16 protein-coding genes are annotated in these 24,250 nt (G+C 71.4%); 10 read left to right on the forward strand and 6 right to left on the reverse strand.

Features of this window, described 5'->3' with window-relative positions; genetic code table 11:
- Positions 1–232: 232 nt before the first annotated feature.
- On the forward strand, positions 233–2,674 hold the full coding sequence (pcrA, locus tag OG735_RS26055) for a DNA helicase PcrA (protein ID WP_327325557.1): 2,442 nt from the start codon (positions 233–235) through the stop codon (positions 2,672–2,674).
- Between the two features lie 60 nt (positions 2,675–2,734).
- Here the strand turns inward: pcrA and OG735_RS26060 are convergent, their stop codons facing one another.
- Together OG735_RS26060 and OG735_RS26065 are read right to left on the reverse strand one after the other, a co-directional pair.
- Positions 2,735–4,369 carry a M23 family metallopeptidase gene (locus tag OG735_RS26060; RefSeq protein WP_327325558.1) on the reverse strand — a complete coding sequence of 545 codons (1,635 nt, stop codon included), beginning with the start codon at positions 4,367–4,369 and terminating at the stop codon, positions 2,735–2,737.
- 248 nt (positions 4,370–4,617) lie between these two features.
- Positions 4,618–5,478, reverse strand: coding sequence for an esterase/lipase family protein (locus OG735_RS26065; protein WP_327325559.1), 861 nt, complete (start codon positions 5,476–5,478; stop codon positions 4,618–4,620).
- A gap of 381 nt (positions 5,479–5,859) precedes the next feature.
- Between OG735_RS26065 and OG735_RS26070 the strand changes: the two genes are divergently transcribed.
- Positions 5,860–6,273, forward strand: a complete 414-nt coding sequence (locus tag OG735_RS26070; RefSeq protein ID WP_327325560.1) for a cobalamin B12-binding domain-containing protein — start codon at positions 5,860–5,862, stop codon at positions 6,271–6,273.
- A gap of 652 nt (positions 6,274–6,925) precedes the next feature.
- On the opposite strand, the gene OG735_RS26075 is transcribed toward OG735_RS26070, so the two are convergent.
- A complete protein-coding gene (locus OG735_RS26075; RefSeq protein ID WP_327325561.1) occupies positions 6,926–8,545 on the reverse strand; it encodes a DUF5691 domain-containing protein in 1,620 nt (539 codons plus the stop codon).
- Positions 8,546–8,560: 15 nt separating this feature from the next.
- Complete coding sequence (locus OG735_RS26080; protein WP_327325562.1) at positions 8,561–9,910, reverse strand: SWIM zinc finger family protein; 1,350 nt, start codon at positions 9,908–9,910, stop codon at positions 8,561–8,563.
- Positions 9,911–10,039: 129 nt separating this feature from the next.
- Between OG735_RS26080 and OG735_RS26085 the strand changes: the two genes are divergently transcribed.
- From OG735_RS26085 to sucD, 7 genes are all read left to right on the forward strand, one after another.
- Positions 10,040–11,152 (forward strand): ATP-binding protein, encoded by a 1,113-nt coding sequence (locus OG735_RS26085; RefSeq protein WP_327325563.1) that lies wholly within the window; start codon positions 10,040–10,042, stop codon positions 11,150–11,152.
- Positions 11,149–13,728: a DUF5682 family protein gene (locus OG735_RS26090; RefSeq protein WP_327325564.1), complete on the forward strand. Its 2,580-nt coding sequence runs from the start codon at positions 11,149–11,151 to the stop codon at positions 13,726–13,728. The genes OG735_RS26085 and OG735_RS26090 overlap by 4 nt, the downstream gene beginning before the upstream one ends.
- Positions 13,725–15,017: a VWA domain-containing protein gene (locus OG735_RS26095; protein ID WP_327325565.1), complete on the forward strand. Its 1,293-nt coding sequence runs from the start codon at positions 13,725–13,727 to the stop codon at positions 15,015–15,017. Before OG735_RS26090 ends, OG735_RS26095 begins: the two co-directional genes overlap by 4 nt.
- A gap of 94 nt (positions 15,018–15,111) precedes the next feature.
- A complete protein-coding gene (locus OG735_RS26100; RefSeq protein ID WP_327325566.1) occupies positions 15,112–16,026 on the forward strand; it encodes a hypothetical protein in 915 nt (304 codons plus the stop codon).
- Positions 16,027–16,132: 106 nt separating this feature from the next.
- Entirely contained in the window at positions 16,133–17,131 is a 999-nt protein-coding gene (locus OG735_RS26105) for a hypothetical protein (RefSeq protein WP_327325567.1), read from the forward strand.
- 426 nt (positions 17,132–17,557) lie between these two features.
- A complete protein-coding gene (gene sucC, locus OG735_RS26110; RefSeq protein WP_327325568.1) occupies positions 17,558–18,736 on the forward strand; it encodes an ADP-forming succinate--CoA ligase subunit beta in 1,179 nt (392 codons plus the stop codon).
- Between the two features lie 21 nt (positions 18,737–18,757).
- Positions 18,758–19,642 carry a succinate--CoA ligase subunit alpha gene (sucD, locus tag OG735_RS26115; protein ID WP_327325569.1) on the forward strand — a complete coding sequence of 295 codons (885 nt, stop codon included), beginning with the start codon at positions 18,758–18,760 and terminating at the stop codon, positions 19,640–19,642.
- Between the two features lie 113 nt (positions 19,643–19,755).
- On the opposite strand, the gene OG735_RS26120 is transcribed toward sucD, so the two are convergent.
- Positions 19,756–20,943, reverse strand: coding sequence for a sigma factor-like helix-turn-helix DNA-binding protein (locus OG735_RS26120; RefSeq protein WP_327325570.1), 1,188 nt, complete (start codon positions 20,941–20,943; stop codon positions 19,756–19,758).
- 116 nt (positions 20,944–21,059) lie between these two features.
- On the opposite strand from OG735_RS26120, the gene OG735_RS26125 reads away from it, so the two are divergent.
- Entirely contained in the window at positions 21,060–22,706 is a 1,647-nt protein-coding gene (locus tag OG735_RS26125) for a cell division protein PerM (RefSeq protein ID WP_442812491.1), read from the forward strand.
- Positions 22,707–23,222: 516 nt separating this feature from the next.
- On the opposite strand, the gene OG735_RS26130 is transcribed toward OG735_RS26125, so the two are convergent.
- Entirely contained in the window at positions 23,223–24,014 is a 792-nt protein-coding gene (locus OG735_RS26130; RefSeq protein WP_327325571.1) for a hypothetical protein, read from the reverse strand.
- Positions 24,015–24,250: the final 236 nt, after the last annotated feature.

Consider the following 24,250-nt stretch of genomic DNA (forward strand, 5'->3'; position numbering starts at 1 on the left):
TGATGTTCGATATGTCCGATACATTTTCGTGACCTTCGCGGCTGAGTGAGGAGTCGCTCACGGGCCGGCGCCGCGCGACAGCGCAGCGGAGCGGCCTGATCGCGCAGCGTCGTCGGGCTCCTCGTCGGTCTCGTCGCCCGAGTCGCTGCCCGAGTCGTGCCGGAGCCGCTCTCGGAGTCGTATCGCAATGCGGCCGCGAGCTGTCAGTGCGGCGGCCTAGACTCGTAGAGCGATGAGCAGCCTCTTTGACGACAGCTTCCTGGCGGACCTCCAGCCCAGCGCGGAGCAGCACCCGCCACCGCCCGAGGACTCGGCCCCGGAGGAGATCCCGGACGATCTCTTCCAGGGCGCATTTGACGTGCCTCCGGCCCGGGACCCGTACTACCGCGACGGCGCCCCGCGCACCGTCGTGGACCCCGCCGCCCTGCTCGAGGGGCTGAACGAGCAGCAGCGTGCCGCTGTTGTGCACACCGGGTCGCCGCTGCTCATCGTGGCCGGCGCCGGGTCCGGCAAGACCCGGGTGCTGACCCACCGGATCGCGCATCTGCTGGGCACCCGCAGCGTGCACCCCGGCCAGATACTGGCGATCACCTTCACCAACAAGGCCGCCGGCGAGATGAAGGAGCGCGTCGAGCAGCTCGTCGGGCCGCGCGCCAACGCCATGTGGGTCATGACCTTCCACAGCGCGTGCGTCCGCATCCTGCGCCGGGAGTCCAAGAAGCTCGGCTTCACCTCGTCGTTCTCGATCTACGACGCCGCCGACTCCAAGCGACTGATGGCACTGGTCTGCCGCGATCTGGACCTCGACCCCAAGAAGTTCCCGCCGAAGTCCTTCAGCGCGAAGATCTCGAATCTGAAGAACGAGCTGATCGACGAGGAGACCTTCGCCGACCAGGCCGTCGACGGTTTCGAGAAGACGCTCGCCGAGGCCTACCGCATGTACCAGGCGAGGCTGCGCGAGGCCAATGCCCTGGACTTCGACGACATCATCATGACCACCGTCCACCTCCTCCAGGCCTTCCCGGACGTCGCCGAGCACTACCAGCGGCGCTTCCGGCACGTCCTGGTGGACGAGTACCAGGACACCAACCACGCTCAGTACACGCTCGTACGCGAGCTGGTGGGGACGGGCTACGAGGACCTGCCGCCGGCCGAGCTCTGCGTGGTCGGCGACGCCGACCAGTCGATCTACGCCTTCCGCGGCGCGACCATCCGTAACATCCTCCAGTTCGAGGAGGACTACCCGGACGCGACGACGATCCTGCTTGAGCAGAACTACCGCTCGACGCAGACGATCCTCTCCGCCGCCAACGCCGTCATCGAGCGGAACGAAAGCCGCCGGCCCAAGAACCTCTGGACCAACGCCGGCGCCGGCGCGCAGATCACGGGCTATGTCGCGGACACCGAGCACGACGAGGCGCAGTTCGTTGCCGACGAGATCGACCGGCTGACGGACGCGGGCGACGCGAAGGCCGGCGACGTCGCCGTCTTCTACCGTACGAACGCCCAGTCCCGTGTCTTCGAAGAGATCTTCATCCGGGTCGGGCTGCCGTACAAGGTCGTCGGAGGAGTGCGCTTCTACGAGCGCAAGGAGGTCCGGGACGTCCTCGCGTATCTGCGTGTCCTCGCCAACCCCGAGGACAATGTCCCGCTGCGCCGGATCCTCAATGTCCCCAAGCGGGGTATCGGCGACCGCGCGGAGGCGATGATCGACGCGCTCGCGCTGCGCGAGAAGATCACTTTCCCGCAGGCGCTGCGCCGCGTGGACGAGGCGTACGGCATGGCGGCCCGCTCCGCCAACGCCGTGAAGCGCTTCAACGTGCTCATGGAGGAGCTGCGTACGGTCGTCGACTCGGGCGCGGGTCCGGCGGTGGTGCTGGAGGCCGTCCTCGAGCGGACCGGATATCTCGCCGAGCTACAGGCGTCCACCGACCCGCAGGACGAGACCCGTATCGAGAACCTTCAGGAACTGGCCGCCGTGGCGCTCGAGTTCGAGCAGGAGCGTGGCGAGGAGGACGGTGCGGGCACGCTCGCCGAGTTCTTGGAGAAGGTGGCGCTCGTCGCCGACTCCGACCAGATCCCGGACGAGGACGCGGACGGATCCGGTGTCATCACGCTGATGACGCTGCACACCGCCAAGGGCCTGGAATTCCCTGTGGTGTTCCTGACCGGCATGGAGGACGGTGTCTTCCCGCATATGCGTGCCCTCGGCCAGGCGAAGGAGCTGGAGGAGGAGCGGCGGCTGGCGTACGTCGGCATCACACGCGCCCGCGAGCGCCTCTATCTGACGCGGTCGTCGATGCGCAGCGCGTGGGGTCAGCCCTCGTACAACCCGCCGTCGCGGTTCCTGGAGGAGATCCCGGGCCGCCACCTGGAGTGGAAGCGGACGGGCCCGATGGCTGCGCCCGCCGGTCCGACGTCCGGCATCGCCTCGTCGCTGTCGTCGTCGCGCTCACGGTCGGGCGGTGGCGCTTCGGGATTCGCCACGCGGCGTACGAGCGACAAGCCGGTGATCGCGCTGGTCGTCGGCGACAGGGTCACGCACGACCAGTTCGGTCTGGGGACCGTGGTGGAGGTGACGGGGTCGGGGGCGGACGCACAGGCGACGATCGATTTCGGGGACACCAAGCCGAAGCGGCTGCTGCTGCGGTACGCGCCGGTCGAGAAGCTGTAGCGGGCTTCGTCGCTTCGTCGTTACGTCGCTTCGGCGGGTTGTCGTTACGTCGCTCGGTCGTTACGTCGGGTCGAGGCCGTGGCTGCGAAGCCACGGCAGCGGGTCGATCGCCGAGCCGCCGCCTGGCCGGACCTCGAAGTGAAGGTGCGGTCCGGTGGAGTTGCCGGAGTTGCCCGAGTACGCGATGACGTCACCGGCCTTGATCGAACCGGAGCGGATCTTGGTGCTGCTGAGGTGGCAGTACCAGGTCTCGGTGCCGTCGGACGCGGTCACGATGGCCATGTTGCCGTAGGCGCTGTTCCACTGCGTACGGACGGTCCCGTCGGTCGCGGCCATCACCTCGGTGCCGTACGACACCGGGAAGTCGATGCCGGTGTGCACGGACATCCAGTTGACGCCGGCCTGGCCGTAGTACGCGCTCAGGCCCTGCTGTTTCACCGGCAGTACGAACTTGGGGCGCATGGCCTCGCGGCGCTTGGCCTCTTCCTCGCGCTTTTTCTTCTCCGCCTCCTGGCGCGCCTTGAGATCGAGGCGTTCCTGGGTGCGCGACGCACGGTCGCCGAAGTCGCGGGCGTCGGCGCTGAGAGCGGCGAGCTGCGTGTCCATCTTGTTGTTGGCGGCGACGGGTTTGACGGAGGCCGGATCGGCGGCCGCCAGGTTCGTCGTGTCGTCCTTGGTGCTGCTGCTGTCGGCGAGGCCACCGACGGAGGCGGCGGCGATACCGGCGACGCCCATCACGCAGGCGGAGGGTACAGCGACGGTGAGGAGCGCCGAGCGCTTGGCGGGGGTACGGCGGCGGCCTCGGCTTCCGCCGGAACGGCGGACGGGGCGGGGTGTGACGGGGGTGACGGGGGTGAGGGCTGACGGCTCGAACTCGGCCTCGGCCTCGGGGTCGAGGTCGGAGTCGTGGTCGAGTTCGGCTGCGGGCTCGGCTTCGGTGTCGAACTCCGCCTCGAACTCGGCCTCAAACTCCGTCTCGAACCCGGTGTCGGTGTCGGTGTCGAAGTCGGGCTGAGGCTCCGACTGGAAGTGGGCCTCGGTCTGGAAGTCCGGCTGGTGCTCGGTCGTGTACTCGGCCGGGTTCTCGTAGCCGGTCTCGTACCCGGTGTCGACCGTGAACTCGGGCGCGGGGCTGAACTCCTGCTCCGGCGTGAACTGTCGCGGTACGAAGGCCTCCGCGCCCGTGTTCCAGGCGGTGGCGTCGTAGGTGCCGGTGTCGAAGGCGGGCGCCGCCCACTGGCCGGTCGCGTCGTAAGCAAAGGTGGCCGCGGCGGTCTCGTACTGACCGGTCTGCGCGGTCTGGTTCCAGGCGCTGGCGTCCCACTGGCCTGTGGTGTCGTACTGACCCGTCCCGTCGTACTGACCCGTGTTGTTGTACTGGCCGACGGTGTCGTACTGACCGGTCGTGTCCCATTGGCCCGTGTTGTCCCACTGGCCTGTGGTGTCGTACTGACCCGTCCCGTCGTACTGCGGGAATTGCTGCGTCTGCTGAGGCTGTTGGGCCTGCTGTGTGGCGTAGACGTCGTAACCGGGGGTCTGGTGAGACCCGGTGTCCCATTGGCTGCTGTCGTACTGACCGCTGTGGTTCGCCTCGTGGCTGCCCGGAAGGGCGCCGAAGAGGGGGTCGGCGTCGTAGCCGCCAGTGGAGTACCCGTCGTGTCCGACGTACCCGGCGTGGGCGTGCTGGTCGTTCACCAACTTCTCTCTCGCCTCGGCAGCAGGACCTGGGTTCCGGGGCCCGGGAGAGCGGGGAGCCCCAGAGGGAAAGCAGTGGCGCGACTGTACCCGGCGGTATGCGACGGCGACAATCTTCCGCAGGTTTTAGGCAATCAGGAAACGGGCATTCGGCCGTGTTTCGGGGAACTGTGGGCACAGCTTTGGCCCTACGTTCGAAATGTGTTCGACGTGCGGTTACCTGGTCGGACGCTGAATCGGGCGCCGAATCAGGCGACCGAGACGGCTCCCGAGGTGCCTGCCTCCGACTCGCTCGATTCGAGCGCCTGGCGGATGCCGGTCGCGACGGCGGAGTGGACCGGCAGGGCGAGATGTCCGATTCCGCTTACGCGCACGTTCTGCGCGATGAGGTCCGGATGGTCGATGCAGGCCGTCTCGACCGGGACCATTATCTGGTCGAGGTCACTCCAGAAGCTGACAAAACGGGTACGGCATCCGGGTGCGGGCTCGCGCAACTCCTCGATCACGGCGGATCCCGGACGCATCTGGCGAACTATGGGATGTGCGCTCGCGAGCGGGGCGACGGCGGTACCCGAGTGCGGGGTGCCGAGCGTGACCAGGGTGCGTACCCGCTGGTCGCCGCCGAGGCGCTGTACGTAGTAGCGGGCGATCAGGCCGCCGAGGCTGTGCCCGACGATGTCGACCTCGCGATGCCCCGTACGTGCGCAGATCTCCTCTATATGCCGGCCGAGCAGATCGGCGGCGGCGCGGATGTCGCATGTCAGGGGGGAGTAGTTGAGGCACTCGAGATGGTGCCAGCCGTGCCGGGCGAGGGAGCGGCGGAGCAGGACGAAGACGGAGCGGTTGTCGACGAAACCGTGGAGCAGGACGGCGGGCGGGTGTGAGGGGCCGGCGGTGGTCGGCAGGGCCGCGGCCTGGGACGGCAGCTCGGCGTTCCTCGGTCCGGGGTGGTCGGGGGTGCGGCGCTCCGGGGTGAGGCCGGAAGGGTAGAGGAGCAGATGCCCGGCGAGGATCGCCAGCTCGAGGGCGGTGGCCCGCAGTAGCGTGGCCGAGATTCGTAGGTGTCGCACGGGGCGCAGACACAGCGGAAAGAAGGGCAAGACCTTCATGGCCGACCTCCCGAATGGCACGCCGGAGACGGCTCTGTCCCCCGTTGTGCCCTCATGGGGCGCCGCTCAGGCTCTTGTACGGCTCTGTGCCCGTGCCGGGCCGGTGTCGGAGGGGTCGCAGCACCGCGCCGTGCGGCTGACGGCGCGGTGCTGCGACGACCCTGTAGCGGCTCCCCGTGCGACCGTTCCCGCTGCGGCTTGTGTGCCGCGTGATGCGGGTACGACGCATAGCGAACATGTCCCACGTGTGATTTCCCCCTCCCTATCCACCGTGAAACGGCGGGTTGCGGGATGCTGGAGATAACGTTCGTTCACTTTCCCGGACCTTGGTCGGTGCGGGACCCGTGCCCGTGGCGGCGCAGTCGGTATGTGGAGGCAGTGATGGGTGTGACTGGTCCGATCCGCGTGGTGGTGGCCAAGCCGGGTCTCGACGGCCACGATCGCGGGGCCAAGGTGATCGCGCGGGCGCTTCGCGACGCGGGTATGGAGGTCATCTACACCGGGCTCCACCAGACCCCTGAGCAGATCGTGGACACGGCGATCCAGGAGGACGCCGACGCGATCGGCCTGTCCATCCTGTCCGGGGCGCACAACACGCTGTTCGCGAAGGTGATCGAGCTGTTGAAGGAGCGCGAGGCGGAGGACATCAAGGTGTTCGGCGGCGGCATCATCCCGGAGGCGGACATTGCTCCGCTGAAGGAGAAGGGCGTCGCGGAGATCTTCACGCCGGGAGCGACGACGGCGTCGATCGTCGACTGGGTCAACGCAAACGTCCGCCAGCCTGCGGGGGCGTGACGCCTCCGGCGGGGTTTTGTGGCCCGGGCCCGGTGTCGTCCGGTCTTGTCGGGTGCGGGCTCCGGTGCCCCTCCGGGCTCGACTCCTCGGGGTCGGCGGCGTACAGGCTCTTGGTGCGTGACCCCGGTTTTGCCGCCAATCCCCTGCGGGGACGACCCTGCACGGCCCCTCCCCACCCGAACGACACGAGTGCGGCCCGCCGCGGGGGTACAGCGGTCCGCCGGTGGAAACCACCCACCGAAGAGCAACCACGAACGCCCCCGGCCCACGCTCACCACATGACCGAGCAACTGAGGAAACCACCCACCGAAGAGCAACCACGAACGCCCCCGGCCCACGCTCACCACATGACCGAGCAACTGAGGAAACCACCCACCGAAGAGCAACCACCAACGCCCCCGGCCCACCTCAGCCACATGACCGAGCAACTGGCGGGGGCGACACTGCACGGCCCCTCCCCACCCGGACGAGACAAGACCGCTAGCCGCTGGGGTACAGCGGTTCGCCGGAGGAAACCACCCACCGGGCAGCAACCGACAACGCCCCCGGCCCACGCTCACCACATGACCGGGCAACTGACAGTTTCGGGAAGGGGCGGGGTGGGGAGCGAAAAAGGCCCGCATCCCGAGGGTGCCGCACCCCCACCCGCCCCCTACCCCGTCGGCCCCCGCAGCTCCGCCGTCATCGTCGCTCGCAGCCGCAGTGTCGAGACCAGGCGCTGGAATGCCTCCGACCAGTAACCACCCGCGCCCGGTGACGCGCCCTCCGGCTCGTCAGGCGTAGCCGTGAGTATCTCCAGGCGGCTCGCCTCCTCCGGGGCCAGGCAGCGTTCCGCCAGGCCCATCACTCCGCTGAAGCTCCAGGGGTAGCTTCCCGCGTCCCGCGCGATGTCGAGCGCGTCGACCACCGAACGGCCCAGCGGCTCCGACCACGGCACCCCGCAGACCCCCAGCAGCTGGAACGCCTCCGACAGGCCGTGCGCCGCGATGAACTCGGCGACCCAGTCCGCCCGTTCACCCGCCGGCAGCGTCGCGAGCAGCTTCGCCCGCTCGGCGAGTGACGTCGTGCCGGGGCCGGTCTCCGGCGGGGTGCCCGGTGCGCCGAGGAGGGCCCGGGACCACTCCGCGTCCCGCTGCCGTACCGCCGCCCGGCACCAGGCCGCGTGCAGCTCGTCGCCCCAGTCGTCGGCGACGGGCAGCGCGACGAGCTCATCGGCCGTACGCCCGCCGAGCCGCCCCGGCCAGGTGGCCAGTGGCGCCGCCTCCACCAACTGGCCCAGCCACCAGGACCGTTCGCCCCGTCCCGACGGCGGACTCGGCACCACACCGTCGCGCTGCATACCGGCATCACACTCGTGCGGTGCCTCCACCGCTATGGCCGCATCGGCTCCGTCGCCACTGCGGTCGAGGCTGACGCACGATGCCGCCCGCGCCGCCATCCGCCCGGCGAGCGCGGAGTGCGGCAGTGCCGAGAGCAACTCGGCGGCCGTGGCGCGGACATTGCGGCTGCGGTCGGACAGGGCCTTTTCCAGGAACGCCTCGTCCGCGTCGGACAGCCCCGTACGCAATGAGTCCAGGAACATCAGCCGGTCCTCGGCGCGCTCCGTGGACCAGGTCGCGGCCAGCAGCGCCAGCGCCTTACCCGCGTCGTGCACGCGTACGGCGGCCAGCAGCGCGACCCGCTCGGCGAACAGTCCTTCCTCCCAGAGGCTTTGGACGGCCTCCGCGTCACCTGCGTCCGGAAGCGTGGCGCCGCCGGACGCGCCGCGCAGCGCGAACTTCCACTCCGGGTTGAGCCGGGCGAGCCACAGCCCGCGCGGCCCGGCGAAGGTGAGGGCCTGCGGCCGCAGATCCGTACGCGCACGGGCCGCGTCGAGCAGCGCGGGCAGCACGGACGCCGGCGCCTGGTACTCGCGCTCGTTGGCCGCGGCCAGCCACTGCGGGAGCAGCTCGGTCAGATCCGGCGCCGTACCGCGCCGCCCCCCGGCGGACGGGGCGGACCGGTCTGCCAACAGCTGGGCGAGCCGGCGCCGTGCGGGCGCGGGCAGCTGCGGGCGTGCGTCGTGCGGAGCGGGCTCGGGAAGGGCGGCGGCAGGTGCGGGCAACAGCCCCGCCCTGCGCCGTACGGTCTGCAGGGCCGCGGCGTCCAGCAGCGCGGCCGGCGCGTCCTTCCCCGGCGTCGTGGCTTCGGCCGGTGGCGTACGGCGGTCGGTGCCCAGAAGAGCCGAGGTGACGAGCTCTTCCCAGAGTGAGGTGCTGGTGGTGCCAGTCATGGGTCCTCCGTACATTCAGATGAGCGGGACCGTCTCGGACCCGTCCTCGGACCAGGCGGCGAGCGGCGAGAAGCCCTGGTGGCCGCACTCGCCGAAGACGGTGACCGGTCCGCCGCCGGAGAGCGCCACAAGCTTCAACAGCCCGGAGCGGCCGAGCGCGGCGGGCGCGATGGGCAGCGCGGTCTCGCCGTCGGCGTCCGCCAGTTGCCACCCTGGGCTGGTCGGGACGGGTATGGCGCCGCTCAGCGTCACCGGCCAGGAGTCCAGCCAGGGATCGTCCCGCAGTGCCCGCCCGTACGCATCGAGAGCCGCCCCGGTCCGCCCTCCCGGCGGCGGTGACGCGATCGCGACGGGCGCGCCGAACTGCTCGCCCAGGTCCGCCCGCAGCTGCCCCGCGCCCGCGTACGGAGTGAGCTCCGCGTCGATCATCAGCCCCACCGGAAGCGCCTGCTGCGGGGACCGGCCTGCCGCGCCGAAGGAGAGCAGCAGCGCCGTCCGCCCGGAATCCCGCCCGTACAGCCAGATACGGCGGGTGGTGATCTTGCCGTCCGAGGAGTCGTACTGGGCCAGGATCAGCCAGTGGTCCCGGACCGGCGGGCCCTCGGCTGGGGAGGTGAGGCCGACCCGGGTGCGGACCGTGGCGGCCAGTGGCTCCGGCAGCCGCTCGATGCCCAGCCAGGCCGCGTCCAGCAGATGGATCAGCGCGCACTCCTCCAGCAGCCGCACCGGCCAACCGGGCCCGGAGCCAGGAATGGCACCCAACTCCCGCACCCGGCCCGCCAGCCCCGGCGCCTGCGCGTCGACCATGCGGGCCGCGGTCTCCTCCCACAGTCCGTACCCCGACTGCTCGGCCGCGGCCAGGCCGCCGCGCAGCAGGTCCGCCAGCCGCTGCTCCAGCTCCGTCGCCCCCGCGGTGATCCGCCCCGCCCGGCGTTCGGCCCGGCGCCTGGCCGCTTCCGGGTCGGCGGTTTTCGCGGTCTGCCCCGTGCCCGCGTCGCTCTGATTCTTGTCCGTGGCGCGCTTTCGGCGCCCTTCCAGCCACTCCTCAGCCCAGTCCGGCGTCGTGGAGCCGCGTACGACCTCCTCCTCCGCCGCCCAGAGCAGCAGCAGTCCCAGCGCGTGCTTGCACGGGAACTTCCGGCTCGGGCAACTGCACTTGTAGGCCGGGCCCGTGGTGTCGACGACTGTCTGGTACGGCTTGCTCCCGCTCCCCTTGCACAGGCCCCACACCGCCCCTGAGTCGCTGCTGCCCGCGTCGGACCACGGCCCGGCCGCGCCGAGTTTGTTTCCCGCTTTGCGTGACGTGTCGTCAGGAGCCAGAGCCAGCACCTGTTCCGACGTCCAGCGCACCCCCTGCTGATTCATGGGTACGACGCTACGGGCCACCACTGACAATCGGCTCTGACCTGCTGAGACGGTCGATTGTCAGTGGCATGGTGCACGGTGGAACTCACATCGGGTCGAACGATCTGGAACCGATCTGGAGGGGGATCCATGACCGTGTCCGAAACCGGCGCAGCCACCGGCGCCGAGGCCCTGCGGCCGCACGCCGAGGATGCTTTCGCCGACGAGCTCAAGATGCTCGCCGCGGCCGACGACCGGCCGCGGCCGGCCCGCTGGCAGCTGTCGCCGTGGGCCGTCGCCACCTATCTGCTCGGCGGGACGCTGTCCGACGGGACGGTGATCACACCCAAGTACGTGGGGCCGCGCCGGATCGTCGAGGTGGCCGTCACCACGCTGGCCACCGACCGGGCGCTGCTGCTCCTCGGCGTGCCGGGCACCGCCAAGACCTGGGTCTCCGAACATCTCGCCGCGGCCGTCAGCGGCGACTCCACCCTGCTCGTGCAGGGCACGGCGGGTACGCCGGAAGAGGCGATTCGCTACGGCTGGAACTACGCCCAGCTGCTCGCCCACGGCCCCAGTCGGGACGCGCTGGTGCCCAGCCCCGTCATGCGCGCGATGTCGGAGGGCATGACCGCGCGGGTCGAGGAGCTCACCCGTATCCCCGCGGACGTGCAGGACTCGCTGATCACGATCCTGTCCGAGAAGACGCTGCCCATCCCGGAGTTGGGGCAGGAGGTGCAGGCGGTCCGCGGGTTCAATCTCATCGCCACCGCCAATGATCGCGACCGCGGGGTCAACGACCTTTCCAGCGCGCTGCGCCGCCGGTTCAACACTGTCGTGCTGCCGCTGCCCGCCACGCCGGAGGCCGAGGTCGACATCGTGTCGCGCCGCGTGGACCAGATAGGGCGCTCGCTCGATCTGCCGGCCGCGCCGGAGGGGCTCGAGGAGATCCGCCGTGTGGTCACCGTCTTCCGGGAGCTGCGGGACGGGGTCTCGACGGACGGCCGCACCAAGCTCAAGTCACCGTCCGGGACGCTCTCCACGGCCGAGGCGATCTCCGTGGTCACGGGCGGTCTCGCGCTCGCCGCGCACTTCGGGGACGGCGTGCTGCGTCCCGGTGATGTGGCGGCCGGCATCCTCGGCGCGGTCGTACGCGACCCGGCGGCGGACCGGGTCATCTGGCAGGAGTACCTGGAGACGGTGGTCCGCGAGCGGGACGGGTGGAAGGACTTCTACCGCGCCTGCCGCGAGGTGAGCGTATGACCGGCCCTCTGCTGCTCGGCGTCCGCCACCACGGGCCGGGCTCGGCACGGGCGGTCCGGGCCGCGCTGGAGGCGGCGTCGCCCGCGGCCGTGCTGATCGAGGGACCGCCCGAGGGCGACGCGCTGCTCGCGCTCGCCGCGGACGAGCAGATGCGCCCGCCGGTCGCGCTCCTCGCGCACGCGGTGGACGACCCGGGGCGGGCGGCGTTCTGGCCGCTGGCCGAGTTCTCCCCGGAGTGGGTGGCGCTCCGCTGGGCGCTGGGACACGGGGTCCCGGTCCGGTTCATCGATCTGCCGGCGGCGCATTCGCTGGCGCTGGCAGCGCAGGAGGAGACGGCGAACCGGGACGCCGCCGACGGCGAGCCAGGCTCACCCGAGGGGGCCGAGCCACCCGAGGGCAGCGGTGCCGGGACGGGTGCACCCGGAGCGGGGGCGGACAGCGTCCACCCGGAAGGCCCGGGGAAGGGCGGGCCGAGCGGGGTCGCACCGCCTACGGGGCAGGCGCCCGAGGGCAGCGGTGCTCCGGTGGCAGCACCGGGTGCGCCCGGGACCAGAGGAACCCTGGCGCCCGACGGGCGGACGCCCGGTGCGGAGGGAGGCGACGGCGCGGGCACGGTAGGACCCGAGGACGAGCGAGGCGCGCCCGACCCCCGTGGGCTGCGGATCGATCCCATCGCCGTGCTTGCCGAGACGGCCGGATACGACGATCCCGAGCGGTGGTGGGAAGACGTCATCGAGCATCGCGGTACGGGAGCCGACGCGGCGGATCCCCGCGCGCCCTTCGCCGCACTCGGGGACGCCATGGCCGCACTGCGCGAGACGTACGGGCACGGCGGACACGACCGTGATCTCGCCCGCGAGGCCCATATGCGGATCCAGCTCCGGGCCGCGCGAAAGGAGTTCGGGGACAACGTCGCCGTCGTCTGCGGCGCCTGGCATGTGCCCGCGCTCGAGGAGAGGACCGCCGTCGCCGCCGACAAGGCTCTTCTCAAGGGGCTGCCCAAGGTCAAGACCGAGATGACCTGGGTGCCCTGGACCCACCGCAGGCTCGCCCGGCACAGCGGATACGGCGCCGGCATCGACTCGCCCGGTTGGTACGGGCATCTCTTCGGCGCGGCCGACCGGCCCGTCGAGCGCTGGATGACCAAGGTCGCGGGGCTGCTGCGTGACGAGGACAGGCTGGTCTCCTCCGCCCATGTCATCGAGGCCGTACGGCTCGCCGAGACCCTCGCCGCCATGCGCGGCCGGCCCCTCGCCGGGCTGACCGAGACGACCGACGCGATACGGGCCGTGATGTGCGAGGGCTCCGACGTACCGCTGGACCTCATCCGGGACCGGCTCGTCGTCGGGGATGTGCTCGGCGAGGTGCCGGACGCGGCGCCTGCCGTGCCGCTGCAGCGTGATCTGACCCGGCTCCAGCGCAGTCTGCGGCTCAAACCGGAGGCACTGGAGCGGGAGTTGGAGCTCGATCTCCGTAAGGAGACCGACGCGGCGAAGAGCCGGCTGCTGCACCGGCTGCGGCTGCTCTCCATCGGCTGGGGCGAGGCCGTGACAGGGCGAGGGAGCACCGGCACCTTCCGGGAGAGCTGGCGGCTGCGCTGGGAGCCGGAGCTCTTCGTCAAGGTCGCGGAGGCCGGGGTGTGGGGCACGACCGTGCTCTCCGCCGCCACGGCGAAGGCCGAATCGAAGGCCGTGTCCGCGATCGCCCTTGCCGACGTCACCGCGCTCGCCGAACAGTGCCTGCTGGCCGAACTGCCCGACGCGCTGCCCGTGGTGATGCGGGCGCTTGCCGACCGCGCCGCACTCGACTCCGACGTCGGTCATCTCGCCCAGGCGCTGCCGGCCCTCGCCCGCTCGCTGCGGTACGGGGACGTGCGGTCGACGGACACGGCCGCGCTCGGTGAGGTCGCGGCCGGGCTTGCCGAGCGGATCTGCGTCGGCCTGCCGCCCGCTTGCACCGGACTCGACGCGGACGGCGCGGCCGAGATGCGGGGCCATCTGGACGGCGTGCACACCGCGATCGGGCTGTTGCCGAAGGGCCGTGAACTGATCGCGCGCTGGGGATCGGTCCTGCATCGGCTCGCGGCCCGCGACACCGTGCCCGGAGTCATACGCGGCAGGGCGGCTCGGCTGCTGCTGGACGACGGGCGGCTCGAGGAGGACGAGGCCGCACGGCTCATGGGCCTCGCGCTCTCGGTCGGCACACCGCCCGGCGACGCGGCCGCCTGGATCGAGGGATTCGTCGGCGGCGCGTCCGGCGGCGGAATGCTCCTGGTCCACGACGAGCGCCTGCTCGCACTCGTCGACGCCTGGCTGACAGGCGTGTCGGCGGACGCGTTCACCGACGTACTGCCGCTGCTGCGCCGCACCTTCTCCGCGTACGAACCGGGCGTACGCCGCACCCTGGGCGAGTTGGTCCGGCACGGACCCGCGGCGGCGTCCGGCCCCACGCACGGCGAGTCCACGATGCCCGGCTTCGGCGCCGGCCTCGACGGGCCACGGGCGGACGCGGTGCTGCCGGTGCTGCATCTGCTCCTCGGAATCGACGACAACGACCTCGCGGGGGTGGCCCGATGAGCACGGCGACAAAGAACGAGACCGCGGACGACAGCGCGACCGGGAACGCAACCGAAGCCGTCACGGGAAGCGGAACCGGAGGCGCAACCGCAAGCACAAGCGCCACCGGAACCGGGGACGAGCGGCTGCGGCGGTGGCGGCTCGTCCTGGGCGGCGACTCCGCCGACGGAACCGGCTGCGCGCTCAGCGGGACCGACGCGGCGATGGACGGCGCCCTGACCGCCCTCTACGGCACCGACAAGGACAAGGGCAGCACGGGCAACCGCACCGGCAACCGCTCGGCCGGGCTCGGGGCCTCCGCGCCGTCCGTCGCGCGCTGGCTCGGCGACATCCGCACGTACTTCCCGAGCTCCGTCGTCCAGGTCATGCAGCGTGACGCGATCGACCGGCTCGGCCTGTCCACGCTGCTGCTGGAGCCGGAGATGCTGGAGGCCGTGGAGGCCGACGTGCATCTCGTCGGCACCCTGCTCTCCCTCAACAAGGCGATGCCCGAGACGACCAAGGAGACGGCCAGGGCCGTCGTACGCAAGGTCGTCGACGATCTCGAGAAGCGGCTCGCGACCCGCACCAGGTCCACCCTCACCGGCGCACTCGACCGTTCCGCGAAGATCAACCGCCCGCGCCACCGGGACATCGACTGGGACCGGACCATCCGGGCCAATCTGAAGAACTACCTGCCGATGCCTGAAAAAGAAGGTGCCTACACCGTCGTTCCCGAGCGGCTCATCGGATACGGACGCGCGTCCCAGTCGGTCAAGAAGGACGTGGTGCTCTGCATTGACCAGTCGGGCTCCATGGCGGCGTCCGTCGTCTACGCCTCCGTCTTCGGCGCAGTCCTCGCGTCCATGCGCTCCATTGCCACCCGACTCGTCGTCTTCGACACCGCCGTCGTCGACCTGACCGACCAGCTCGACGACCCGGTGGACGTCCTCTTCGGCACTCAGCTCGGCGGCGGCACCGACATCAACAGAGCGCTCGCGTACTGCCAGTCGCAGATCACTCGCCCCGCCGACACCGTCGTCGTACTCATCAGCGACCTCTACGAGGGCGGTATACGCGACGAGATGCTGAAGCGGGTCGCGGCGATGAAGGCGTCCGGTGTGCAATTCGTCGCACTGCTGGCGCTCTCGGACGAGGGGACGCCGGCGTACGACCACGAGCACGCGGCGGCGCTGGCGGCCCTGGGTGCACCGGCGTTCGCCTGTACGCCGGACCTCTTCCCGGATGTGATGGCGGCCGCGATCGAGAAGAAACCACTGCCCATATCGGACATGGTGACTCATCAGTAACAGGGGGCTTGCGTCCCCCCGGGAGGCTCGTGCGAGCATCGTCCCGATCCCCGCGGAAGGTCCACTTCCGCCGACCGGGAAGGTTCCTCTCACTGTGACCGTCGCAGCTGCTCGTTCTGCTGCCGTTCTGTGCGCACTGCGCCGGGCGGCCGGCGAGCAGCGTGCGCTGCAAGTGGTGCTGTTCCTCGGGGGACTGATGACCCTCGGTCTTCTCTACGGCGGCCAGGCGCACGCGGCGGATTCAGCGGGTATGCCGGAATCGACGGTGTCGGCCGGCACCGAGGTGCGCGTCGCGCCGCCGACCGGGCCGGTCCCGGCGCGGGAACTGCGGCGCGTGGCAACGGACTCCGCCGACGTCGGCACCACTGACGCCGCGGACACGGTCGACTCTGCCAAGTCCGCCCAACCCGTGCAGCCCGGTCGGCCGGGCGAGGCGGCGCAGCCCGTCCAGACCGTTCGTCATGTGGTGAAGCAGGCCGCGGACAACGTGCGGGACGTCGTACTGCCAGTGGCCCAGCCGCTGACCGGGCCTCTCACCGAGACGCTGAACGGGCTCCTGCCCGTACCGCTGCCGCCGCCCGGCGGCGACGCGGATCAGGGACTCACGCCGCAGCTCCCCGTCGACCGGCCCGTGGACGACTCCGCGGACCGGTTCACGGTCGACAACCCCGCGGACTCTGCGGACCCCGGCCCGTGGTCCGGCACGACCGCCACCACGGTCGGTCCGGTCGGCGGGTACGACAGGGCTCTTGGCTTCCGGCAGGCCGAATTCCGTTACGAGCGGCCGGTAACTGCGCCCGCGCCCGCTCAAGTCCCCGGCAAGCCCTGCGACTCCACGCACGGCGCGTTGCAGCAGTCCGGCGAGACGCACGCACCGCGTAAGGGAGACCAGCACGCGGCGACGAGCCCCTACGGCACGCAGTTCGCGCTCGTACCGGGCGTGGCCTGGGCCGCAGCCGAAGCGCCGACCCGCGAACGACCGCGCGACATCCTCGAATTCCCCGGCTAGGGCAGTCCTTTCCCCGCTCAAGACCTGCCGCGCGGGGGCGGGACAGGTCTGCCCGCCAACCGGATAGTTCCGGACAGCCGAATGAATTCGAAGGATTGACGTAAGCATGCATAAGAACATCCGCCGTTCCATAGCCGTCGCTGCCACGGCCACCGGCATGTGGGCCCTCGGCACCGCCGCGGCCAGCGCCGACGAGCTGCCCGTCTCCGTACCGCTCTCCGCGCCCGACGAGGCGGCCGACGTTGTCGACGACGTCAAGGACGTCGACGTGGTCAAGGACGCCCAGGGCGTCGACGCCGTCCAGGGTGCCAAGGGCGCCGCCGCCGACGCCAAGCGCACCGCCACCGGCAGGGCTGCTCAGGCCACGGGCACGGCCACCGGCACGGCCGCCCAGGCCAAGCGCACCACCACCGGCACGGCCGCCCAGGCCCGCCAGTACGCCGAGGCCGAGCTCCCGGCGTACCAGGTCCCGGCCACCCCCGACGTGGCCGACGTCCAGAGCGAGATCGACTACCTCTTCGGTCCGCTCGCCGCCTTCGCGCCGCAGCTCGCCGAGCAGGCCCCGTCCCAGGTCCACTACCAGGCGCAGGGCGCCGTCGCCGCCGCCACCCCGCTCGCCGCTGCCGCCGCGCAGGACACCCTGCCGCCCATCGCCGCCCGTGCCGTGAACGGCGTGCTCCCGGTCGCCGGTCAGGCGGTCGGTGACGTCGACGGTTTCGCCCAGGGCGTGGTCGGTGACGTGACGCCGTTCGCAGGTGGCGTCGTGGGCGAGGTCCAGCCCTTCGCCGGTGGCGTCGTCTCCGAGGTTCAGCCCTTCGCGGGCGGGGTCGTCGGTGCGGTCCAGCCGCTCGTCGAGACCGTCGTCGACCACGCCCAGCCGGTCGTGCACGGCATCGGCGGCAGCGCCGGCTCGCTGGCCCAGGGTGTCGTGGGCGATGCCACGCCGTTCGCCGGTGGTGTCACCTCCGAGGTCCGGCCGTTCGCGCAGCACGTGTACGGCACGGCCGACTCGACGCCGCTCGTCGGCAACGCCGTCTCCGGCGTCCAGGGCGTGGCCTCCTCGACCACCCCGGGCTACGTGTCGCACCTGACGCAGGGCATCTGACGCAAGCCTGTGACACATGTGACGGAGTGCATCTGACAGGCGGGTCCGATGTTCGCGGGCGGTCCTCATTGGGGTGAGGGCCGCCCGATTCCGTTCGCAGCGGTGAACCTGCCGTCCCGCGCCCAGCCGACGGCAACCTTCTCCGCGCCCGCACGGACCCGCCCCGTGTCCGCCCCGACCCCGCCCTGTGTCCGCCCTGTATCCATGTCCGACGCGGCCACCCGTGCGCTCTGTGACAGGTATCACCGCTCAGGTGTGATCTGCGATTTAGGGACCTCGGGCCCACGGGGATAACCTGCGAGACGGACATGCCGCGTACTCGGACACCGTGTACGCCTCCCTCAGTGACAGCGCAGTCACGTTGCCCTTCGCGGCACGCCCACGCAGAAAACGAACCGCGAGACCACTGAAAAGGGACGGACGCGCGTGGACCTGTTCGAGTACCAGGCGAGGGACCTCTTCGCCAAGCACGGTGTACCGGTGCTGGCCGGTGAAGTCATTGACACGCCTGACGCGGCGCGCGAGGCCACCGAGAGGCTGGGCGGTAAGTCGGTCGTCAAGGCCCAGGTGAAGGTCGGCGGCCGCGGCAAGGCCGGCGGCGTGAAGCTGGCCGCCACCCCGGACGAGGCCGTCGCCCGCGCGACGGACATTCTCGGCATGGACATCAAGGGCCACACGGTCCACAAGGTGATGATCGCCGAGACCGCCCCCGAGATTGCCGAGGAGTACTACGTCTCGTACCTCCTCGACCGCACCAACCGCACCTTCCTCGCCATGGCGTCCGTCCAGGGCGGCATGGACATCGAGGAGGTCGCGGAGAAGACCCCCGAGGCCCTCGCGAAGGTTCCGGTCAACGCCGTTGACGGCGTGACGATCGAGAAGGCCCGCGAGATCGTCGCCCAGGCGAAGTTCCCGGCCGAGGTTGCCGAGCAGGTCGCCGAGGTCCTGGTGACACTGTGGGACACCTTCGTCGCCGAGGACGCGCTCCTCGTCGAGGTCAACCCGCTCGCGAAGGTCGCCGACGGCCGCATCATCGCGCTGGACGGCAAGGTGTCTCTCGACGAGAACGCCGACTTCCGTCAGCCCGAGCACGAGGCGCTCGAGGACAAGGACGCAGCCAACCCGCTCGAGGCTGCCGCCAAGGCCAAGAACCTCAACTACGTCAAGCTCGACGGCGAGGTCGGCATCATCGGCAACGGCGCGGGTCTGGTCATGTCGACCCTCGACGTCGTCGCGTACGCCGGTGAGGCGCACGGCGGCGTGAAGCCCGCCAACTTCCTCGACATCGGTGGCGGTGCCTCCGCCGAGGTCATGGCGAACGGCCTCGAGATCATTCTCGGCGACCCGGACGTCAAGTCCGTCTTCGTCAACGTCTTCGGTGGCATCACCGCGTGCGACGAGGTCGCCAACGGCATCGTGCAGGCCTTGGCACTGCTCAAGTCCAAGGGCGAAGATGTGAACAAGCCGCTGGTCGTGCGCCTCGACGGCAACAACGCGGAGCTGGGTCGCAGGATCCTGTCCGACGCCAACCACCCGCTCGTGCAGCGCGTGGACACCATGGACGGCGCGGCCGACAAGGCCGCCGAGCTCGCGGCTGCGAAGTAAGGGACGAGGGACTCCAACACCATGGCTATCTTCCTCACCAAGGACAGCAAGGTCATCGTCCAGGGCATGACCGGCGCCACCGGCATGAAGCACACCAAGCTCATGCTCGCTGACGGCACCAACATCGTCGGCGGTGTGAACCCGCGCAAGGCCGGCGCGTCCGTCGACTTCGACGGCACCGAGGTGCCCGTCTTCGGCTCCGTCGCCGAGGCGATGGAGAAGACCGGCGCCAACGTCTCCGTCGTCTTCGTGCCGCCGGCCTTCGCCAAGGCCGCTGTCGTCGAGGCGATCGACGCCGAGATCGGTCTCGCCGTCGTCATCACCGAGGGCATCGCGGTCCACGACTCGGCCGCCTTCTGGGCGTACGCCGGCTCGAAGGGCAACAAGACCCGGATCATCGGCCCGAACTGCCCCGGCCTGATCACCCCCGGTCAGTCCAACGCCGGCATCATCCCGGGCGACATCACCAAGCCCGGCCGCATCGGTCTCGTGTCCAAGTCCGGCACGCTGACCTACCAGATGATGTACGAGCTCCGTGACATCGGCTTCTCCTCGGCCGTCGGCATCGGTGGCGACCCGGTCATCGGTACGACGCACATCGACGCCCTCGCGGCGTTCGAGGCCGACCCCGAGACCGACCTGATCGTGATGATCGGCGAGATCGGCGGCGACGCCGAGGAGCGTGCGGCCGACTACATCGCCAAGAACGTGACCAAGCCGGTCGTCGGCTACGTCGCGGGCTTCACGGCGCCCGAGGGCAAGACCATGGGCCACGCCGGCGCCATCGTCTCCGGCTCCTCCGGCACCGCGCAGGCGAAGAAGGAGGCCCTCGAGGCCGCGGGCGTCAAGGTCGGCAAGACGCCGACCGAGACGGCCAAGCTGGCGCGCGCGATCCTCGCCGGCTGACCTTCGCGACAAAGCAGTACACACGGCAGTACGCAGCAGTACGCCGTGCGCAGTTCGTACGAGTGGGCCCGCTCCTCCTGGTGAGGTGCGGGCCCACTCGCGTACCGCCGGGTCTATCGGATCTGGGGTACGAGTCGCTCGGGACCGTTCGCGAGCAGGGAGCGGAGCTGCTTGCGCAGCGCGGTGTCCCGTTGGGGCAGTTGCGGTCCGCTGAGCACCGGTCCGCTGTCGACCTGCTGGGCGGGGGCGAGCGGCGGCTCGTACCGCGTCGGCGCGGTGACCACGGTGAAAGCCGTGGCGCTCACGATCAGCGTGGTGACGGCGATGGCCACCCGCGTCCAGAACCGGGCCCGCCCCTCACTGCCCGTCCGCACGGCAACGGCGGGAGTCATCTCCGGCGCCGGCCCCTCGCGGGCGAGGTCCGTGAGCAGTTCGTGCAGCGCCGCCCCCTGGCTCAGCTCCGGGAGTCGTTCGGCGATGGCCGCCCGTGCGTGCAGCACCCGGCTCGCCGCGGCCGGGGTGCTGGCCTCGGTCTCGGCCGCGGTCTCCGGCAGGCCGAGGCCCAGGCCGTCGTAGAGCAGCACCGTGCGGCGGTACGGCGGCGGCAGCTCCAGCAGCGCGTCGAGCAGCGCGCGCCGGCCCGGCTCGGCGGGCGGCCGTAAATCGGGCTCATTGTGTGCGCGGAGGAGCCGGTGCCAGGGGGACATGGCGTACTCGTACGCGACGGCCCGCACCCAGCCCGCGGGGTCCCCGTCGTGCGCGACCTCCGGCCAGTGCTGCCAGGCGAGGTGGAAGGCGCGCTCGACCGACTCGTGGGAGAGCCGGCGCCGGCCGGTGAGCAGGTAGGTCTGGCGTACGAGAGCGGGGGCGACGTACGAGTACAGCGCGTCGAATGCTTCGGCGGGGGTGAGCTCGGCGCGTGGTGGTGGCGGTGGGTCCTGCCGGGGGGTTTCGCGGACCGCGGGTGCCGAGGTGAGGGCGTCGGTTTTGTCCGTGCGGTCCGGGGCCTGGGCCGGGTCCGTGGCCTGAGGGGCGAGTTCGGTCCACGGGGAGGGTGCCGTCGTGACGGACAATTCCGCGGGCTCCGTGCCGGGGTCTGCCAGCAGCTTCGCGTACGCCTCCCGCCTGGACCCCCGCGGGCTGGTGCGGCCGGCCTCCCAGGACCTGATCGTCGCCCGCCTGACACCGACCGCAACGGCGAGCTGCTCCTCGGTCAGTGACTTCGCCTCGCGCAGCATCCGCCGTTCCTCCGGGGAGGGCAGTGGAGCGGCGGCAGTGGAGCGTGGGGCGCGCTGAGTCATGAGGGGCTCTCCTCAGTGCTGCACTCGGCAAAAAAGTACATAAGCATATATTGAGCGACACAACGGCTATTCACGTGTTACGCGGTTAAAGAGCGTGTCGTTGGCAGCATGGCCGCGTGACCCAGCTGACCGATCACACCCCGTCGATGCCGCAGACCCCGGTTGCCGTGCAAGGCGGCCGACAGGCCGCGCTGGCCGCGCTGGGCTCGGCCCTCGTGCGCGGAGCGACCGCGGCGGGGCTGGGGCTCGGCGCGCTCGCCGTTCTCGTGATGGTGTTGTGGATCAGCTCCCCGTACCCGGACAGCGGTCCGGGCGGGGCGCTGCATGTCGCGGCCGGGCTGTGGCTGTTGGCCCATGGCACGGAGCTCGTACGGACCGGCACCCTGTCCGGGAGCCCGGCGCCGGTGGGGGTGGTGCCGCTATTCCTGGTCGCGCTGCCGGCCTGGCTCGTGCACCGGGCGGCGCGTGATGCGCTCGAGCAGGACAGGGGGCGGCGGCGGCCGTCCGCGCGGGGTGCGGTGTGTGCGGTGACCGTGGGATATCTGCTGGTCGGCGCTGCTGCGGTGCTGTACGCGGCGGGCGGTCCGCTGGCGGCGGACCCGCTCAGCGTGGTGTTCCATCTGCCTGTGGTGACCGTGCTGTCGGCGGTGGCCGGGGTGTGGACGGCGAGCGGCCGGCCGCGCGGGCCGCTGCCGGCCGGGCTGCCGGAACGGGTACGGCGGGAACTCGCCCGCCCCCAGGTGTCCGTCGCGCTGCGGTCCGCGACGGCGGGGGCGGCGACGCTGCTGGGCGGCGGCGCGCTGCTGGTCGCGGCGTCGCTGGTGTGGCACGCGGACGCGACGCAGGACTCTTTCCTGCACCTCGCGGGGGAGTGGTCGGGGCGGTTGGCAGTGCTGCTGCTGGGGCTCGCGCTGGTGCCGAACGCGGCGGTCTGGGGCGCGGCGTACGGCCTCGGCCCCGGTTTCGCACTCGGTGCGGGAGCGACGGCGACGCCGCTGGCGTTGGCCGGGGATCCCGCGCTGCCCTACTTCCCGCTGCTCGCCGCGGTCCCTTCGGAGGGGCCGGGCACGCCGCTGAACTGGGCGGCGCTGGTGGTGCCGGTCGCCGCGGGGGCGGTGATCGCGTGGTTCACGGAACGGGCGGCGGCAGTGCGGTACACGGAGCGGGAGGAGGTGTGGGGCTGCCGCGGGACCGCGCTGACCGTGCTGCTCGGGGCGACGGGATGCGCGGCGTTCATGGCGATCCTGACGGCGGCGTCGAGCGGCCCGATGGGCACGCGGGCGCTGGTGGAGTTCGGCCCGGTGTGGTGGCTGACGGGCCCGGCGGCGCTGCTCTGGTCGGCGGGGATCGGAGTGCCGGGGGCGCTGGGGCTGCGGGCGTGGCGGTTGCGGGGGCGACGGGGCGAGGCGGATGTGCCGGTGCCGGTTCCCGCTCCCGCTTCGGTTCCGGCTCCGGTTCCCGCTCCCGCTTCGGTTCCGGCTCTGGCGGAGGCGGTGCCGGCCCCGGAGGCTCCGGAGGCCCTTGAGTCGACGGAGCCCGACGACCCGGCGTTGGAGCCGTACGACATCTTGCCGACGGGCTCGTGGAACGAGAGGGGCGAGCGGGAGGCGGGGGAGGCGCGGGAGGCGCGGCGGGCGGCGCTGAGGGAGGCGTCGGGGGGTCTGATGTCGGAGTTCCCGCCGATGCGGATGCCCGAGGCGCCAGTACCGCCGGCCGCACCGGAGGAGCCGGCACCGGAGGAGCCGGCGCCGGGGGCGCCGTAGGGGGTGTCCCCAGCCCCGCCCCTTCCCGAACCTGGGGGCAAGCCCCCGGCCCCCGGCCCGGCAGCTTCGCGCCGAGCCTGCGAGACGGGGGCTTCGCTGTGCGCGGCTGCAGGGCCCGCTGCGCGGCAAAGGGGCGTGCGCGTTGCGGGGCCGGCCGCCCGCGCTGCGTGGCTTCGACCTCGGGTCGGAGCAGCTATCCGGCGCAGGCGGCCCCGACTGCGAGGGAGGGCTGTGCGGTAGCGGGCAGCGAGCCCGCGCCGTTGCAGATGTGCACTGCCGGGGTGCCGGTCCTCGCCGTGCGGCAGCTTCGCGCCGCGAGTCCGCCCGGGCGGCAGCTCCGCGCCGCCGGTGGCCTGTTGTGCCGGACCTCTGCGCGACAGGGCGCCTGCCGCGTTCCCGGGACCAGCCATCCCCCGCGCGGCAGCTCCGCGCCGCTGCGCGGCAGAGAGGTCATGCACACGGTCCCGCCCCGAGGGCGGGGCCGGGACCTGGAGAAACCGCGCGGTCGGCGCCCTTTTACTCCTGGATGCCGATCACTCCGCGGAGCGGCTCCGGAAGCAGGTCGTTGCAGGCCAGTTGGCCCGACTTGGTCAGCGCGTCGTTCACGCAGGTGTAGTAGTCGCGGTAGACCAGCTGCGCCGTGAACGACGCCGCCACGATCACCAGCGCGATGCTCGCCATCACCAGACCGCTCACCGCCGCCGTGATCTGCGGCCTGCCCGGAGTCGCGGGTGCCACCGGCGCCGGCGGTGTGGGAGATGTCACGGCGTCCGACGCGCGGCGCTGGGGCTTGGCGCGCAGGGAGCTGATGCTCCAGTACAGCGCCAGCGCGCCGAGCAGCAGCGCGATCTCCGGGAGGTCGAACAGCGCGAAGAAGAACGCCCACATGCCGGAGAGCAGCGCATAGCGCGCGCGGCGCTGGGCCGGGTCCGTCGGGTCCCACTTCAGGCCGCCGGAGGAGCCGCCCTCGGGGCCCTGCTGGCCGCCGCCGTTCTGGCCGTTCTGACCGCTCGGGCGGCCGCCGAAGCCGCCGCCCGACGAGCGGCCCGGCTGGCGGCTGCTCCACTGGCTGCCCCAGCCGGAACGGCCGGAACGGTCGTCGGGCGTGCCGGAGGAAGGCGTGCCGGAGGAAGGCGTGTCGGAGGAAGACGAGGAGGAGTCGTCGGACGAGCCGTCGTTCGCCGGGCGCCGGGGCTGCCAGGGCTGGTCCGGCCTGCCCTCCGGCGGCGGCGCGAAGGGATTGTTGTCATCCGTGGACTGGCGCTCCCGCGGCAACAGGAGGTCCGTACGGCGGCGTCGGTCCGGCATCTGGTGAACGTCTTCCCCTCAGACCCAGCGCACATGGGGTCTTGTGTCGTCTTGCCCGTCAGCGGACGGGTCCTGTCCCCTGACGCTACCTCCCGGCCACGCCCCCGTCCCGTGGGGGACGTTCTGTGTGCCGGTATCGTTGCTGACGGTCGGCCCCTTCGTAGAGTTCCCCGTATCGGGGGGCGCGATTCGTTCGTACGACCACACAAAGACGTACAGCAACGCGAGAAAGAGAC

This window comes from Streptomyces sp. NBC_01210, assembly GCF_036010325.1.
In the GTDB taxonomy this organism is placed as follows: domain Bacteria; phylum Actinomycetota; class Actinomycetes; order Streptomycetales; family Streptomycetaceae; genus Streptomyces.